This window comes from Pseudomonas haemolytica, assembly GCF_009659625.1.
GTDB classification, from domain to species: Bacteria; Pseudomonadota; Gammaproteobacteria; order Pseudomonadales; family Pseudomonadaceae; genus Aquipseudomonas; species Aquipseudomonas haemolytica.
Genome location: NZ_VOIW01000007.1, coordinates 164,701 through 179,228, shown reverse-complemented (window position 1 = coordinate 179,228; position 14,528 = coordinate 164,701). Strand labels below are relative to the sequence as shown.

The window sequence follows — 14,528 nt, the reverse complement described above, 5'->3', positions numbered from 1 at the left end:
AAACGCGCAATGACCGTCAGGGATACCTCCATGAGTACCACCTACCAAGAGGCTGCGACCGCCGCCCCGACCAACTCGACCGCCCGCGTCGCCACGGCGAGCATCGTCGGCACCGCCATCGAGTTCTACGACTTCTATATCTACGCCACGGCTGCTGCGCTGGTGATCGGCCCGGTGTTCTTTCCCCAGAGCTCCGGCACGGCGCAGATGCTGGCGTCGTTCCTGACCTTCGGCATCGCCTTTATCGCCCGCCCGCTGGGCTCGGCGCTGTTCGGCCACTTCGGCGACCGTATCGGGCGCAAATCAACCCTGGTGGCTTCGCTGCTGTTGATGGGTGTGTGCACCACCTTGATCGGCTTGCTGCCCGGCTATGACAGCATCGGCGCCTGGGCGCCGATTCTCTTGTGCGTATTGCGTTTCGGCCAGGGGCTGGGCCTAGGCGGGGAATGGGGCGGCGCGGCATTGCTGGCGACCGAGAACGCGCCCAAAGGCAAACGCGCCTGGTTCGGCATGTTCCCGCAATTGGGCCCGTCGATTGGCTTTCTGGCGGCCAACGGGCTGTTCCTGATCTTGGCCATGAGCCTGGACGACGAGCAGTTCCGCAGTTGGGGCTGGCGCATTCCGTTCATTCTCAGCGCCGCACTGGTAATGGTGGGCCTGTATGCACGCCTGAAGCTGCATGAAACCCCAGTGTTCGCCAACTCCGTAGCCAAAGAAGCACCGGTGAAGGTGCCACTGGTGGAGCTTTTCAGCCAGCATTGGCTGCCGGTGCTGCTGGGCGCTGCGTCGATGGTGGTGTGCTACGCGCTGTTCTACATCACCACGGCATTTTCCCTGAGCTACGGGGTTTCCACACTGGGCTACAGCCGCGAGACATTCCTCGGTTTGCTGTGCTTTGCCGTGCTGTTCATGGGCTTGGCGACGCCACTGGCAGCGCTGGCCAGTGATCGTTATGGACGTAAGCCGGTGCTGATCGTTGGGGCGATCCTGGCGATTCTGTCGGGCTTTACCATGGAACCACTGCTGAACCATGGCTCGACCTGGGCCGTGGCGCTGTTCCTGGCCCTGGAGCTGTTTTTGATGGGCGTGACCTTCGCGCCGATGGGCGCCATGCTGCCGGAATTGTTCCCGACCCGTGTGCGTTATACCGGCGCTTCGGCGGCGTATAACCTGGGGGGGATCGTCGGGGCGTCGGCAGCACCGTTCTTCGCGACCAAGCTGGTGGCGATGGGTGGCCTGAGTTATGTCGGTGGGTATGTGTCGGCGGCAGCGTTGTTGAGTTTGATTGCGGTGATGTGTCTGAAAGAGACGCGGGATAATGATTTGAACAAGGTCTCCTGACAGACCGCTATCGGGGGCAAGCCCCCTCCTACACTTGATCGGGTTCACATCGTTGGATTTGTGAATACATTCAAATGTGGGAGGTGGCTTGCCCCCGATGCTTTTAAAGCTCTACAACAACAGCCTTCGAAGCGCGGGTCGCTTTAGCCCGAGCCGCTTCAATCGACTCATCCCGCGCCAACGCCACACCCATGCGGCGCTGGCCATTCACTTCTGGCTTGCCAAACAGACGCAACGCCGTGTCCGGCTCGCTCAACGCAGCGCCCAGGTTAGCGAATGCTGTCTGGGTCGACTGCCCTTCCACCAGGATCACCGCCGAAGCCGAAGGCCCGAACTGACGGATCAATGGGATCGGCAAGCCCAGGATGGCGCGAGCGTGCAGCGCGAACTGCGACAGGTCCTGGGAAATCAGTGTGACCAAACCGGTGTCATGCGGGCGCGGCGACACTTCGCTGAACCACACCTGATCACCCTTGATGAACAACTCCACGCCAAACAAACCACGACCACCCAAGGCTTCGGTCACCGCCTTGGCAACACGCTCGGATTCGGCCAGGGCAATCGGGCTCATGGCCTGTGGCTGCCAGGATTCCTGATAGTCGCCTTTCTCCTGGCGATGACCAACCGGTGCACAGAAAGTGGTGCCGCCGGCATGACGCACGGTCAGCAAGGTGATTTCGTAGTCAAAATCGATAAAGCCTTCGATGATCACCCGGCCTTTACCGGCACGCCCGCCTTCCTGGGCGTAATCCCAGGCTTTGCGCACATCATCAGCGCTGCGCAGCAGGCTCTGGCCCTTGCCCGACGAACTCATCACCGGCTTGACCACACACGGGAAGCCCAGGTCCTGGACGGCCTTGCTGTAGTCTTCAAAGGTGTCGGCGAAGTGATACGGCGAGGTCGGCAGGTCCAGTTCTTCGGCGGCCAGGCGGCGGATGCCTTCACGGTTCATGGTCAGCGACGTGGCGCGGGCGGTCGGGATTACGGTGAAGCCTTCGGCCTCCAGCTCCACCAGGGTCGCAGTGGCGATGGCTTCGATTTCCGGCACGATGAAGTGCGGCTTCTCGGCCTCGATTACCGCACGCAGAGCGGCACCGTCGAGCATGTTGATCACATGGCTACGGTGCGCCACCTGCATGGCCGGCGCATTGGCGTAGCGATCCACGGCAATCACTTCAACGCCCAGGCGCTGCAGCTCGATTACCACTTCCTTGCCCAGCTCACCGCAGCCACACAGCAAAACGCGGGTCGCGGTTGGCGACAATGGAGTTCCGATTCGGGTCATCTCAGGTCCTCAGGGGAGCGGATCATGGGGAGAAAGGCCGGCATTTTACATGAACTGTAAAAATTGGCCTCAGTTGGCGACCGCTCGCTTACGCAGGCGCCAGGCCATGATCAGCCACACCACCGTAACCCCGGCGAACTTCGATACCAGCGCCGTGCCCGCTACCGCAGGTGTCAGTGCGCCAATCAGGCCGAAAAAGATAAAGGTGTCGAGGGGAATGCTCAGCGCCGAACTTATCCACAGGCGGTCATGGAGCGGGCGCTTGGTGATACTGAACACCAGCCAGTCGATGCACTCGGACACCGCGAATGCCGTGGCGCTGGCCAGGGCGATGGACGGATCGGAGGTGATATACGACAGCACCAGCGCCGCCAGCATGGCAATGATTGCGCCGTGGCCGAAGCGGGTTTGCACCATGTCGCGCAGGATAAAGACCAGGCCACCCCAGGCGGACCAGATCACATCCAGGTGCGGGGCGGTGGAGAAAGCGAAGTTGATCAGCACGACGCTGCTGATGTAGGCGATCAGGAAAAGCATGGGGATGGACCTGTGAACAAGGGGCACAGGGTACTTCACATTTGGAACTATGTCGTCTGGGAGGGCCTCATCGGGAGCAAGCCCCCTCCCACACTTGAATGTGTAAACAAATCAAAATGTGGGAGGCGCTTGCCCCCGATGGCGGTCTATCAGGCGCCGGATTTACCAGAAGCCATAAACACCAACCCACCCGCCACCGCCCGCTCATGACACAACCCCAGCACCACCCGCCGCTCGACGTTGTCCATGCGGCTCCAACGCGTAATCTCGTCCACCGTACGCTGGCAGCCGGTACAGATATCCTCCTCGTCCAGCGCGCAAATATTCACACAGGGCGAGGCTACAGGCCGTTCAACCGCACTCATTCTTCCTGCTCAACCAGATCACGCGCATAGCGCTGCGAGTTATGCACATAGTGCGCGGCGCTGGCTTCGAGCATGCGTTTCTGCGCCTCGGTCAGCTCCCGTACGACTTTGCCCGGCGAGCCCACGACCAGTGAGCCATCGGGGATTTCCTTGCCCTCGCCGATCAGCGAATTGGCACCGATGATGCAGTGCTTGCCGATCTTGGCACCGTTGAGGATCACTGCGTTAATGCCGATCAGGCTGTAGTCATCGACGGTGCAGCCGTGCAGCATGGCGTTATGGCCGATGGTCACGCCGGTGCCGAGGGTCAGCGGGTAGCCCATGTCGGTGTGCATCACGCTGCCGTCCTGCACGTTGCTGTTCTTGCCGATCAGGATCAGTTCGTTGTCGCCGCGCAACACCGCGTTGAACCAGACGTTGGCGCCCTCCTCCAGCTTGACCTTGCCCACCAGCGTGGCATTCGGTGCTACCCAACTGTCGGGATGCGTCTCGACGCGGGCGTCGCCCAGGCGGTATTTCATGGTTTTTCCTCACGGCTTGCCATTCAAACGATGGCTTAGATATTGATGAAGCTCTTGGGCGGCTGGTGCAGGCTGATGTTGGCATCGTCATAGAGCAGATTGATCAACTCGACGATCATGATCGCGGTCAGGCCCCAGATCTTGTATTCGCCAAAACGATAGCTGGGCACATACCAGCTGCGGCCCTGGTAATCGATCCGGTGGGTATGTTCGCGCGGGTCCTGTCGGAAAAAGTCCAAAGGCACGCTGAAAACCGCGGCAATCTCGGCATCGTTGGCCAGGTATTCGACATAATCCGGGATGACGCCCACGTACGGGGTCACGCGAATGCCATGCAGGGAAATCAATGGGCTCAACGGCCCGATCACTTCGACCAGCCCCGGTGGCAGGCCGATTTCTTCTTCGGCTTCGCGCAAGGCGGTGAAAATCAGGTCCGGGTCTTCGGGGTCACGACGCCCGCCAGGAAAGGCCACTTCGCCACCGTGGGTCGACAGGCCGCTGGCGCGCAGGGTCAGGATCAGCTCAGGTTCGTCACTGCGGGTAATCGGCACCAGCACCGCGGCCTCGGGGAAACGCCCGTCAGTCTCCAGGGTGTGGGGTGTGTGATTGCTTACCCGGCGAAGTAGCTCGTCCAGCATGAGTCATCTCGGTCTGTTGGCTACCTTGCATCATGCACCAAAGCGTGCGGGCGCCCAAGCCCAAAACCCCGTGCATGTCGCGAAACGACAACTTGCAGGAAAGCCTGGCACCGAGCCAAGATGTGCCCATTCTCCAGGAACCCCAGCATGAATTTTTGCAGCCAGTGCGGTAAACCGGTTACCCAACGCATTCCCGAAGGCGACGCACGCCTGCGCTATGTGTGTGACCACTGTTCGACCATTCACTATCAGAACCCCAATATCGTCGCCGGCACCGTGCCAGTATGGGGTGATCAAGTGCTGCTGTGCCGCCGCGCCATCGAACCGCGCCTGGGTTACTGGACCCTGCCCGCAGGCTTTATGGAGAACGGCGAGACCGTAGAACAGGCGGCCATGCGCGAAACCCAGGAAGAAGCCTGCGCCCGGGTGCGTAACCTGAGCATCTACACCCTCATCGATGTGCCGCACATCAGCCAGGTGCACATCTTCTACCGTGCCGAGCTGATCGACCTGGACTTTGCTGCCGGCCCCGAAAGCCTTGAAGTGAAGCTGTTCGATGAAGCCGACATTCCTTGGTCCGAGCTGGCTTTCCGCACGGTCGGGCGTACCTTAGAATGCTTCTTCGCTGACCGCCGCCAGCAGCTGTTTCCGGTGCGAAGCGAGTCAGTGCCGCCGATGACACGTCCAGCCGAATAACCTTCCAGGCAGCACCTTTATCAGGAACCGTTTTAATGCGTTGGTTGCTCGCTCTTATCTGCCTGTCGTTCGCTACCCTGTCTTGGGCTTCCACGGTGGAAACCATCGGCGGTAAAACGGTCGAGAAAGTCCTGGTGCTCAAGTCCGCCCACCAGTTGCAATTGATCAACGACGGCAAGCCCCTCAAGACCTATCGCATCTCCCTGGGCAAGAACCCCAAAGGCCACAAGCTGATCGAAGGCGACCGCCGCACGCCCGAAGGCCTCTACTGGATCGACTGGCGCAAGACCAGCGACCGCTTCAACCTGGCCATGCACATCTCCTACCCGAACATCAGCGACGCCGCCCGCGCCCGCCGCGAAGGGGTTAAACCGGGCAGTATGATCATGATCCACGGCACGCCCGACAGCGAGGAATACCCGGAGCAGTGGTTCCACACCCTGGACTGGACCGACGGCTGCATCGGCATGCGTAACGTAGACATGCGCGAAGTGTGGAGCCTGGTCAAGGACGGCACCCTGATCGAGATTCGGCCGTAATTTCGCACCGTTCGTAAAATAATTCGAAAATAATTCCTGCCCCTGGCAGCGCCTGCCGGTGAATACCAGTTCACCGCGCAGGACAGTGCACTTCTGCGCGCCATCAAGACCTCTCTAATACCACTTTATACCAAGCACCCTTAAGGTGCCCTGAAACCGGGGTTCGCACCGTTTTGGCAGCATTGACATGGTATTTAAGTGGTATTAATTTCCGGCCATTACCGGGCGACAACACTCCAATAACCGCATCGGAAACCTGATAGATGAACCCCATCCTTACGCTGCGCCCCGACGACAAGCAATCCACGCCGCTGTACCTGCAACTGGCCCGTAACCTTGAAGCGGCGATCCATGCCGGCCAGTGGAAATCCGAGCAGGCTCTGCCCTCGGAGCGCGTCCTCAGCGAGCAGTTGAGTATCTCGCGGGTTACCGCCCGTAAAGCCTTGGAAGTGCTGTTTGCCCAAGGCCTGATCCGCCGCAGCCAGGGTTCCGGCACGTTTATCACGCCGCGCCTGGAACAACCGCTTTCACGCCTGTCGGGCTTCAGCGAGATGCTGCGACTGAAGGGCTTTGTTCCCACCTCGCAGTGGCTGGAGCGCGACATCACCCCGCCGACCCACGAAGAACTGATCCGCCTGTGCCTCTCGCCCACCGACAAAGTGGCGCGCCTCAAGCGTTTGCGTAAAGCCGATGACACAGTGATGGCGATTGAGATGACGGCCATGCCCGCCTCCGTGCTGCCGCACCCGCAAGCCATCGGCAATTCGCTGTACGAATACCTGGAAGGCATCGGCAAGCCCATCGTGCGCGCTCTGCAACATATCCAGGCAATCAATGCCTCGGATGAGTTCGCCAAGCTGGTCGGCATCGCCCCCGGTACCGCGATGCTGCTGATGACCCGGGTCGGCTACACCGCCGACAACACGCCGATTGAAATCACCGACACCTACTGCCGCAACGACTACTACGACTTCGTCGCAGAGCTGCGTCGCCACGACTATTCCGCTGAATTGCGAATCTAGAGAAGTGCCCATGCCAGAAGACAACATCCTCACGCCCAGCGGCTGGATTCGCGGCCGCCTGGTGCACGAGCACGGCAAAGTAATCGCCATCGAAGGCACGCCGTGCGATCCCTCTGACAACGACCTGCCCTACCTGCTGCCAGGCTTTATCGACCTGCATGTACACGGCGGTGGCGGCAAAGACATCATGGAAGGCGTTGAAGCCTTCGAGACCATCACCCGCACCCACGTGCGTTTTGGTACCACTTCGCTGCTGGCCACCACCATGACAGCGCCGGTGGATGAGATCTCCAGTGTGCTCGGCCAGCTGGGTACTTTCTGCGAACAACGTCCTACCGGCAGCGCCCGTGTACTCGGCGTGCACCTGGAAGGCCCCTACATCAACCCAGGCAAACTCGGCGCCCAGCCCAACTTCGCCCACACCGCGTTGATGGCGGAAGTCGAAACCTACCTGCGCCTGGCGCCGATCCGCGTGATCACCATCGCCCCGGAAATTGCCGGCCACGACGGCCTGATCCGCGCCCTCAGCCAACGCGGCGTGCGCATGCAGATCGGCCATACCCTGGGCAGCTATGAAGAAGGCGTCGCCGCCCTCGCCGCCGGCGCCACCAGCTTCACCCATTTGTACAACGCCATGAGTCCGCTGCATCACCGCGAGCCCGGCATCGTCGGGGCTGCGCTGGCCCATGCCCAATACGCCGAGCTGATTCCGGACCTGCTCCACGTTCATCCCGGCGCCATACGCGTGGCCTTGCGTTCAATCCCGTGCCTGTACTGCGTCACCGACTCCACCGCCGCCGCCGGCATGCCCGACGGCGAATACAAGCTGGGCAGCCACACCGTGACCAAATGCCTGGGCGGCGTGCGCTTGGCCGACGGCACTCTGGCCGGCAGCACCCTGACCATGGATCAGGCGCTGCGCAACCTGGTGAAGATCGGCCTGCCCATCAGTGAAGCCTCTCAACGCCTGTCGCAATTTCCTGCGGACTACCTGGGCCTGGAAGAACGCGGCCGCCTGCAACCCGGCAGCTTTGCCGACTGCGTGCGCCTGGACCGCTCCCTGACACTCACCGACGTAATGGTCGAAGGAGACACCATTGACTTCAAAAATGCTTGAAGAGGCCCTGGCCTCCTGCGACGCCGTCGCGGCGCAACTGCAACGCCTGGACCCGCTGCTGGAAGAAATCGCCGGTCGCCTGCGCCGTCAGCCGCCGCAAGTGGCGATGACCATCGCCCGCGGCAGCTCCGACCATGCCGCCAGTTACTTCGCCTACCTGGCCATGCAACACGTGGGCATCCCGGTGGCGTCGCTGCCGATGTCGGTGGTAACCCTGTTGCAAGCGCCGATGAAAGTCAGCGGCCAAGTGGCGTTTGGTTTCTCCCAGTCGGGGCAGAGCCCGGACCTGGTCAACAGCCTGCGCCTGTTGCGCAAGCGTGGTGCCCTGAGCATCTCGCTGGTGAATGCCGAAGACTCGCCGCTGGAAGCCGCCTGTGAATTCCATGTGCCGCTGTGTGCCGGGCCGGAACTCAGCGTGGCCGCGACCAAAAGCTTTATCGCCACCCTCAGTGCCAGCGCGCAATTGATCGGCCACTGGAACCAGGACCTGTTGCTGCTGCAAGCCTGTCAGGCCCTGCCCGAAGGTTTGCGTGAAGCCGCCAAACAGAATTGGACCAGCGCTATAGAGGCCTTGCGCGACAGCCAGCGCCTGATCGTGATCGGCCGTGGTGCGGGTTTCGCCATCGCCCAGGAAGCCGCGCTCAAGCTCAAGGAAACCTCGGCGATCCAGGCTGAAGCCTTCAGCAGCGCCGAAGTGCGCCACGGGCCGATGGCACTGATCGACAAGAACTACCCGCTGCTGGTGTTCGCCCCACGCGGCGCCGAGCAAGCCGGCCTGTTGAGCCTGGCCGCCGATATGCGCCAACGCGGCGCCCGCGTGCTGCTGGCCGCGCCGGACGACATCGCCGAGCGCGACCTGACCCTGAGCCGCGCCGAGCACCCGAGCCTGGACCCGATCCTGGCCATCCAGAGTTTCTACGTGATGGCCGCCGGCCTGGCCGTTGCCCGGGGCATGGACCCGGACCAGCCGCGTCACCTGAGCAAAGTTACCCGCACTCACTGAGTGGCGTTTTCCTGATGAGTACCGTGCCCATGTCCAACAACAATAATGTACTGACCCTCAGCGCTCCCCTCAGTGGGCCGGTGCTGGCCCTGGGCAACGTTCCCGACGAAGTGTTCGCCAGCGGCGCCATGGGCGATGGCCTGGCCATCGACCCGCTGAATGATTGCCTGCAGGCGCCCTGTGACGGCGTGATCATCCACGTTGCCCGCACCGGGCATGCGTTGACCATTCGCGCCGACAACGGTGCCGAAGTGTTGATGCATGTGGGCATCGACACCGTGGAGCTCAATGGCGAAGGCTTTGCCTTGCTGGTGAAGGAAGGCGCACGGGTGAGCGAAGGCCAGCCGTTGGTGCAGTTTGATCTGGACCGCATTGCGCGCCAGTGCAAAAGCCTGGTCAGCCTGATCATCCTGACCAACAGTGAACGCTTCGAGCTGCAACCGATTGCGAGCAAGACGGTAAAGGTCGGTGAAGCGCTGATGCGGATTGCCGTGCGCACATCCGCATCGGTTCAAACCGCTGTGGATAACTCGGCCGCTGAAGTAGCTGCCTGCGTGCGTATCACCCACCGTGGCGGCCTGCATGCGCGCCCTGCTGCACTGATCCGCAAGACCGCACAGGGTTTCAGCAGCCAATCGCAGCTGCATTTCGGTGATAAGTCGGCGGCCTGCGACAGCCTGATCGGCCTGATGGGGCTGGGGATTGGCGAGGGCGACGAGGTGCGGGTGAGCTGTCGTGGCAAGGATTGCGAAGCCGCGTTGCAGGCACTGGTCGCCGCGCTGTCCGTGGCAGTCCACGAGGAACATCACGCGCCGGTCGTTGCCACCACGCCTCGCTGGGCGAATACCGAAGCCAATGTGCTGCAAGGCGTATGCGCGGCACCGGGCCTGGTGTGCGGGCCGCTGTTCCGCCTGGCGGGTATCGAGCTGCCGGAAGACACCGGCACCCATAACGTCGACGAACAACTGCAACGCCTGGATGCGGCCCTTGAGCAAGTGCGCGGCGAAATCCGCAACACCCTGGACCACGCCCGCCGACGCAAGAACGTCGAGGAAGAAGAGATCTTCGCCGCCCACCTCGCCCTGCTGGAGGACCCGGCATTACTCGACGCGGCCACCGCGGCCATCGAACAGGGCAGCGCCGCCACCCACGCCTGGCGTGATGCGATCCAGGCCCAATGTGCCGTGCTGCTGGCGTTGGGCAAACCGCTGTTTGCCGAGCGCGCCAATGACCTGCGTGACCTGCAACAACGGGTGCTGCGTGCGTTGCTGGGTGAAGCCTGGCATTTCGAATTGCCGGCCGGTGCGATTGTCAGTGCCCACGAACTGACGCCCTCGGACTTGCTGCAACTGAGTGCGCAACGGGCGGCAGGTATTTGCATGGCCGAAGGCGGCGCGACCTCCCATGTGGCTATTTTGGCCCGGGGCAAAGGCTTGCCTTGTCTCGTCGCACTGGGCAGTGAAGTACTCGACGTGCCCCAAGGCCAACGGGTGGTGCTCGACGCCGCCAATGGTCGCCTTGAACTGGCCCCCAGCGACGCGCGCCACGCCGAAGTTCACCAGATTCGCGAAACGCAAAAACTACGGCGCCAGCAGCAACAAGCCCAAGCCCAGCAGCCGGCGCACACCACCGATGGCGTGAGTATCGAAGTCGCCGCCAATGTCGCCTCCAGCGCCGAAGCCCAGGTGGCGTTTGACAACGGCGCCGATGGCGTCGGCCTGCTGCGCACCGAATTCCTCTTCGTCGACCGCCGCACCGCGCCGGATGAGCAAGAGCAACGCCAGGCCTATCAAGCCGTGCTGGACGCCATGGGCGACAAGTCAGTGATCATCCGTACCATCGACGTGGGTGGCGACAAGCAGCTCGACTACCTACCGCTGCCCGTCGAGGCCAACCCGGTGCTGGGCCTGCGCGGTATTCGCATGGCCCAGGTACGCCCGGAACTGCTCGACCAGCAGCTGCGCGCCCTGCTGCAAGTCTCGCCGCTGGCGCGGTGCCGCATCCTGCTGCCGATGGTCAGCGAAGTGGATGAACTGCTGCAGATTCGCCAGCGCCTGGATGAACTGTGCGTGGAACTTGAGCTAACGCAGCGCCCCGAACTGGGCGTGATGATCGAAGTGCCCGCCGCCGCGCTGATGGCTGAGCAGTTGGCCAGGCACGCGGACTTTTTGTCCATCGGCACCAATGACCTGTCCCAGTACACCCTGGCCATGGACCGCGACCACGCCGGCCTGGCCGCCCGAGTCGACGCCCTGCACCCGGCGCTGCTGCGGCTGATCGCCCAGACCTGCATCGGAGCGGCCAAGCATGGCCGTTGGGTCGGTGTCTGTGGCGCCCTGGCGTCCGACCCACTGGCCACGCCGGTGCTGGTCGGCCTGGGCGTCAGCGAGCTGTCGGTGAGCCCGCCGCAGATCGGAGAAATCAAGGACCGCGTTCGCCACCTGGACGCGGCGCAATGCCGGCAACTGAGCCTGGAACTGCTCGACCTGAGCAGCGCCAAGGCGGTTCGCCAAGCCTGTCAACACCACTGGCCGCTGAGCTGAAAACAACAAGAATAGGGAGACACGCCATGTACCAACACTTTATCGAAGGCCTGCAACGCCTGGGCCGCGCACTGATGCTGCCGATTGCGATCCTGCCAATCGCCGGCCTGCTGCTGCGCCTGGGTGACACCGATTTGCTCAACATCGCGGTGATGCACGATGCCGGGCAAGCGATCTTCGCCAACCTGGCGCTGATCTTCGCCATTGGCATCGCCGTGGGCTTTGCCCGCGACAACAACGGCACGGCTGGCCTGGCCGGGGCGATTGGCTACCTGGTAATGGTATCCACCCTCAAGGTGATGGATACCTCCATCAACATGGGCATGCTCGCGGGCATCGTCAGCGGTTTGATGGCGGGCGGGCTGTATAACCGCTTCAAGGACATCAAGCTGCCGGAGTACCTGGCGTTCTTTGGTGGGCGACGCTTTGTGCCGATTGTCACCGGCTTCAGCGCAGTAGGTTTAGGCGTAATCTTCGGCCTGATCTGGCCACCGATCCAGCACGGCATCAACAGCTTCGGCGTGCTGCTGATGGAAAGCGGCAGCCTGGGCGCATTCGTATTCGGTGTATTCAACCGCCTGCTGATCGTCACTGGCCTGCACCATATCCTCAACAACATGGCGTGGTTTGTATTCGGCAGCTTCACCGACCCGGTAACCGGCGCAGTGGTGACGGGCGACCTGACCCGCTATTTCGCCGGCGACCCCAAAGGCGGCCAGTTCATGACCGGCATGTTCCCGGTGATGCTGTTCGGCCTGCCCGCTGCATGCCTGGCGATGTACCGCAACGCACTGCCGGAACGACGTAAGGTGATGGGCGGGATTTTCCTGTCGATGGCGCTGACGTCGTTCTTGACCGGGGTGACCGAGCCGATTGAATTTGCGTTCATGTTCCTGGCGCCATTCCTGTACCTCATCCATGCGGTGCTGACGGGCCTGTCGATGGCTGTCACCAATATGCTGGATATCCACCTCGGGTTTACCTTCTCCGGCGGGTTTATCGACATGGTGCTGGGTTGGGGCAAGTCCACCAACGGCTGGCTGGTGTTCCCGGTTGGCTTGGCTTACGCGCTGATCTACTACTCGGTCTTCACCTACTGCATCCGCCGCTTCAACCTGAAGACGCCGGGCCGTGAAGATATCCAAGTGGTACAGGCTGAAGCGATGAGCGATAACCAGCGCGCCACGGCTTATATCCAGGCCTTGGGTGGTGCGCAGAATCTGCTGAGTGTCGGTGCGTGCACCACGCGCCTGCGCTTGGATATGCTTGATCGCAACAAGGCAGTGGATGCTGAACTCAAAGCGCTGGGCGCCATGGCCATCGTGCGCCCGGGCAACGGCGGCAGTTTGCAGGTGGTGGTTGGGCCGATGGCGGACAGCATTGCCGATGAGATTCGCTTGGCGATGCCAGGGTTTGTTGCCGTAGCGCCTGTAGCGGTTGCACCTGTGGATAAGCCCGCGGCAGTGAATGTTCAAGAGGCCGAGAAATGGCTGAGTGCCCTGGGTGGCCGCGGGAATGTGCGCCATCTGGAAGCGGTAGCGATCACCCGGTTGCGGGTGGAGCTGGGGGATGATTCGGTGTTGTCTGAAGCTCAGCTCACTGCGCTCGGCTGCCAAGGTGTGAGCCAACTGGATAGCGGTGTTTGGCACCTATTGATTGGTGACAAGGCGTCCGGGTTAGGTGAGGCGCTGGAGCGGTTGGTCGGCGCTCAGCAGATCGGGGCGGGAGCTTAAAGCTTCATCGTTTGAAAAGGCCTCTTCGCGAGCAAGCCCGCTCCCACATTTTGAATGTATTCACAGATCAAAATGGGGGAGCGGGCTTGCTCTCACTCAGTACTGCCCACCGATGCTGATAGCCACTGCGTAGTGGTAGGGCTGACTGGCCGACGCGTGGGTAATCGCTGAGAAACAAAGCAACGGGGCCGCACCGGTGGAGACGATGGTGTGTTCTCTTTGAGCCACGGTATCCGGTGAAAAAGAGAAGGCTTGGTATTTTTTCCTCACTTTGAGCGAGGTGGAAAATTCAAAGGATTGGTTGCCACTTGTATAGGTAAAACTGTGCTTTGCCTCGGTCGACGCTCGCCCTCGGGCAAAGTAGGGTATTTCTGCCCGCAACACGAACGTCAGATAGCTCCACGGGTGTATGACGTATTCCTCTTGCACTGCGCCGATGTCCCAACTGGCAGCAGCGAGTTCAAATGTTTGTGCAGTGCCGTTCAGGAAGCACAGCGCAACATGGCTGTTGGAACTGACTTGTTGGACTTTATTCCAGATGGCGGTTTCGTCTTGCCTGGCCTCTTTAAGCGTTTCTTGAAAGTCACTTTCGCGATTGAGGTGTTCGGTATCGTCCATGAAGTTTGACTCAGCTTAACAATGATCCGACCAAGCTAATGGGGCTGCTTCCGAGCGGCAACCGCTGGCGGTTGTCGGAAAAAACCGAGGCGCCTGGGCGGGCGCCATCGGGGGCAAGCCTCTCCCATTGGCTGCATTCCAACGTTGGAACTCGGTCAACTGTGGGAGGGGGCTTGCTCCCGATGAGGCCCTTGCAGCCAACAAAAAACCCGCTGGCCAAACTGGCTCAGCGGGTTTCTTGTTAATGCAGTATGCGAATCAGAAATCCGCCAACTGCCACACCTCATACGCCGGTGTTTCGTACGGGTGACTCAGTTTGAGCGCAGCCACTACAGCCACCATCAACTCATCCGCCACCACCAACTCAACCTTCCATTCTTCAACCACTTCAACCTGGCCCACCTGCCCGATAAACGGCTGGCTGCCGTCCAACGCGCGGAACTGGCCCTGGCCCAGCACTTGCCAGGCGCAGTTGTCGTAGTCGCCGATGCGCCCGCCGCCGGCTGCGAAGACGGCGGTTTTCACCGTCTCCACATGGCTGTCGGGCACAAAGAAGGCGAGCTTGTACAC

15 protein-coding genes are annotated in these 14,528 nt (G+C 61.6%); 8 read left to right on the top strand and 7 right to left on the bottom strand.

Going from position 1 to position 14,528, the window contains the following annotated elements; translation table 11 throughout:
- The first annotated feature begins 30 nt into the window (after positions 1 to 30).
- On the top strand, positions 31 to 1,341 hold the full coding sequence (locus FRT59_RS22535) for an MFS transporter (protein ID WP_153872442.1): 1,311 nt from the start codon (positions 31 to 33) through the stop codon (positions 1,339 to 1,341).
- A gap of 103 nt (positions 1,342 to 1,444) precedes the next feature.
- Here FRT59_RS22535 and purT read toward each other — a convergent pair whose 3' ends face one another.
- The 5 genes from purT to FRT59_RS22510 form a co-directional block, all read right to left on the bottom strand.
- Positions 1,445 to 2,626, bottom strand: coding sequence for a formate-dependent phosphoribosylglycinamide formyltransferase (purT, locus tag FRT59_RS22530; protein ID WP_034115856.1), 1,182 nt, complete (start codon positions 2,624 to 2,626; stop codon positions 1,445 to 1,447).
- A 69-nt stretch (positions 2,627 to 2,695) separates the two neighbouring features.
- Complete coding sequence (locus FRT59_RS22525) at positions 2,696 to 3,163, bottom strand: VUT family protein (protein ID WP_034115857.1); 468 nt, start codon at positions 3,161 to 3,163, stop codon at positions 2,696 to 2,698.
- Positions 3,164 to 3,312: 149 nt separating this feature from the next.
- On the bottom strand, positions 3,313 to 3,528 hold the full coding sequence (locus FRT59_RS22520; protein ID WP_153839122.1) for a DUF1289 domain-containing protein: 216 nt from the start codon (positions 3,526 to 3,528) through the stop codon (positions 3,313 to 3,315).
- On the bottom strand, positions 3,525 to 4,049 hold the full coding sequence (locus tag FRT59_RS22515; protein ID WP_153839123.1) for a gamma carbonic anhydrase family protein: 525 nt from the start codon (positions 4,047 to 4,049) through the stop codon (positions 3,525 to 3,527). Before FRT59_RS22515 ends, FRT59_RS22520 begins: the two co-directional genes overlap by 4 nt.
- 35 nt (positions 4,050 to 4,084) lie before the next feature.
- On the bottom strand, positions 4,085 to 4,687 hold the full coding sequence (locus FRT59_RS22510) for a CoA pyrophosphatase (RefSeq protein ID WP_034115860.1): 603 nt from the start codon (positions 4,685 to 4,687) through the stop codon (positions 4,085 to 4,087).
- 147 nt (positions 4,688 to 4,834) lie between these two features.
- On the opposite strand from FRT59_RS22510, the gene FRT59_RS22505 reads away from it, so the two are divergent.
- From FRT59_RS22505 to nagE, 7 genes are all read left to right on the top strand, one after another.
- The gene (locus FRT59_RS22505; protein WP_153872441.1) at positions 4,835 to 5,383 is read left to right on the top strand and encodes an NUDIX hydrolase; all 549 of its coding nucleotides are present in this window, start codon (positions 4,835 to 4,837) and stop codon (positions 5,381 to 5,383) included.
- A gap of 35 nt (positions 5,384 to 5,418) precedes the next feature.
- Positions 5,419 to 5,922 carry a L,D-transpeptidase family protein gene (locus FRT59_RS22500; protein ID WP_034115862.1) on the top strand — a complete coding sequence of 168 codons (504 nt, stop codon included), beginning with the start codon at positions 5,419 to 5,421 and terminating at the stop codon, positions 5,920 to 5,922.
- A 263-nt stretch (positions 5,923 to 6,185) separates the two neighbouring features.
- A complete protein-coding gene (locus FRT59_RS22495; protein ID WP_153872440.1) occupies positions 6,186 to 6,944 on the top strand; it encodes a GntR family transcriptional regulator in 759 nt (252 codons plus the stop codon).
- A 10-nt stretch (positions 6,945 to 6,954) separates the two neighbouring features.
- Positions 6,955 to 8,061 (top strand): N-acetylglucosamine-6-phosphate deacetylase, encoded by a 1,107-nt coding sequence (nagA, locus tag FRT59_RS22490; protein ID WP_153872439.1) that lies wholly within the window; start codon positions 6,955 to 6,957, stop codon positions 8,059 to 8,061.
- On the top strand, positions 8,042 to 9,064 hold the full coding sequence (locus FRT59_RS22485) for an SIS domain-containing protein (RefSeq protein WP_153872438.1): 1,023 nt from the start codon (positions 8,042 to 8,044) through the stop codon (positions 9,062 to 9,064). Before nagA ends, FRT59_RS22485 begins: the two co-directional genes overlap by 20 nt.
- Before the next feature lie 29 nt (positions 9,065 to 9,093).
- A complete protein-coding gene (gene ptsP, locus FRT59_RS22480) occupies positions 9,094 to 11,607 on the top strand; it encodes a phosphoenolpyruvate--protein phosphotransferase (protein WP_153872538.1) in 2,514 nt (837 codons plus the stop codon).
- Between the two features lie 26 nt (positions 11,608 to 11,633).
- Positions 11,634 to 13,340, top strand: a complete 1,707-nt coding sequence (gene nagE, locus FRT59_RS22475) for an N-acetylglucosamine-specific PTS transporter subunit IIBC (RefSeq protein ID WP_153872437.1) — start codon at positions 11,634 to 11,636, stop codon at positions 13,338 to 13,340.
- Positions 13,341 to 13,436: 96 nt separating this feature from the next.
- Here the strand turns inward: nagE and FRT59_RS22470 are convergent, their stop codons facing one another.
- Positions 13,437 to 13,958 carry a hypothetical protein gene (locus FRT59_RS22470; protein ID WP_153872436.1) on the bottom strand — a complete coding sequence of 174 codons (522 nt, stop codon included), beginning with the start codon at positions 13,956 to 13,958 and terminating at the stop codon, positions 13,437 to 13,439.
- A 258-nt stretch (positions 13,959 to 14,216) separates the two neighbouring features.
- Positions 14,217 to 14,528: a YqfO family protein gene (locus FRT59_RS22465; RefSeq protein ID WP_198809835.1), complete on the bottom strand. Its 312-nt coding sequence runs from the start codon at positions 14,526 to 14,528 to the stop codon at positions 14,217 to 14,219.

Coding starts and splice junctions, on each gene's coding strand:
- FRT59_RS22535 (WP_153872442.1), top strand. CDS start 31: ATGAGTACCACCTACCAAGAGGCTGCGACCGCCGCCCCGACCAACTCG.
- purT (WP_034115856.1), bottom strand. CDS start 2,626: ATGACCCGAATCGGAACTCCATTGTCGCCAACCGCGACCCGCGTTTTG.
- FRT59_RS22525 (WP_034115857.1), bottom strand. CDS start 3,163: ATGCTTTTCCTGATCGCCTACATCAGCAGCGTCGTGCTGATCAACTTC.
- FRT59_RS22520 (WP_153839122.1), bottom strand. CDS start 3,528: ATGAGTGCGGTTGAACGGCCTGTAGCCTCGCCCTGTGTGAATATTTGC.
- FRT59_RS22515 (WP_153839123.1), bottom strand. CDS start 4,049: ATGAAATACCGCCTGGGCGACGCCCGCGTCGAGACGCATCCCGACAGT.
- FRT59_RS22510 (WP_034115860.1), bottom strand. CDS start 4,687: ATGCTGGACGAGCTACTTCGCCGGGTAAGCAATCACACACCCCACACC.
- FRT59_RS22505 (WP_153872441.1), top strand. CDS start 4,835: ATGAATTTTTGCAGCCAGTGCGGTAAACCGGTTACCCAACGCATTCCC.
- FRT59_RS22500 (WP_034115862.1), top strand. CDS start 5,419: ATGCGTTGGTTGCTCGCTCTTATCTGCCTGTCGTTCGCTACCCTGTCT.
- FRT59_RS22495 (WP_153872440.1), top strand. CDS start 6,186: ATGAACCCCATCCTTACGCTGCGCCCCGACGACAAGCAATCCACGCCG.
- nagA (WP_153872439.1), top strand. CDS start 6,955: ATGCCAGAAGACAACATCCTCACGCCCAGCGGCTGGATTCGCGGCCGC.
- ptsP (WP_153872538.1), top strand. CDS start 9,094: ATGTCCAACAACAATAATGTACTGACCCTCAGCGCTCCCCTCAGTGGG.
- nagE (WP_153872437.1), top strand. CDS start 11,634: ATGTACCAACACTTTATCGAAGGCCTGCAACGCCTGGGCCGCGCACTG.
- FRT59_RS22470 (WP_153872436.1), bottom strand. CDS start 13,958: ATGGACGATACCGAACACCTCAATCGCGAAAGTGACTTTCAAGAAACG.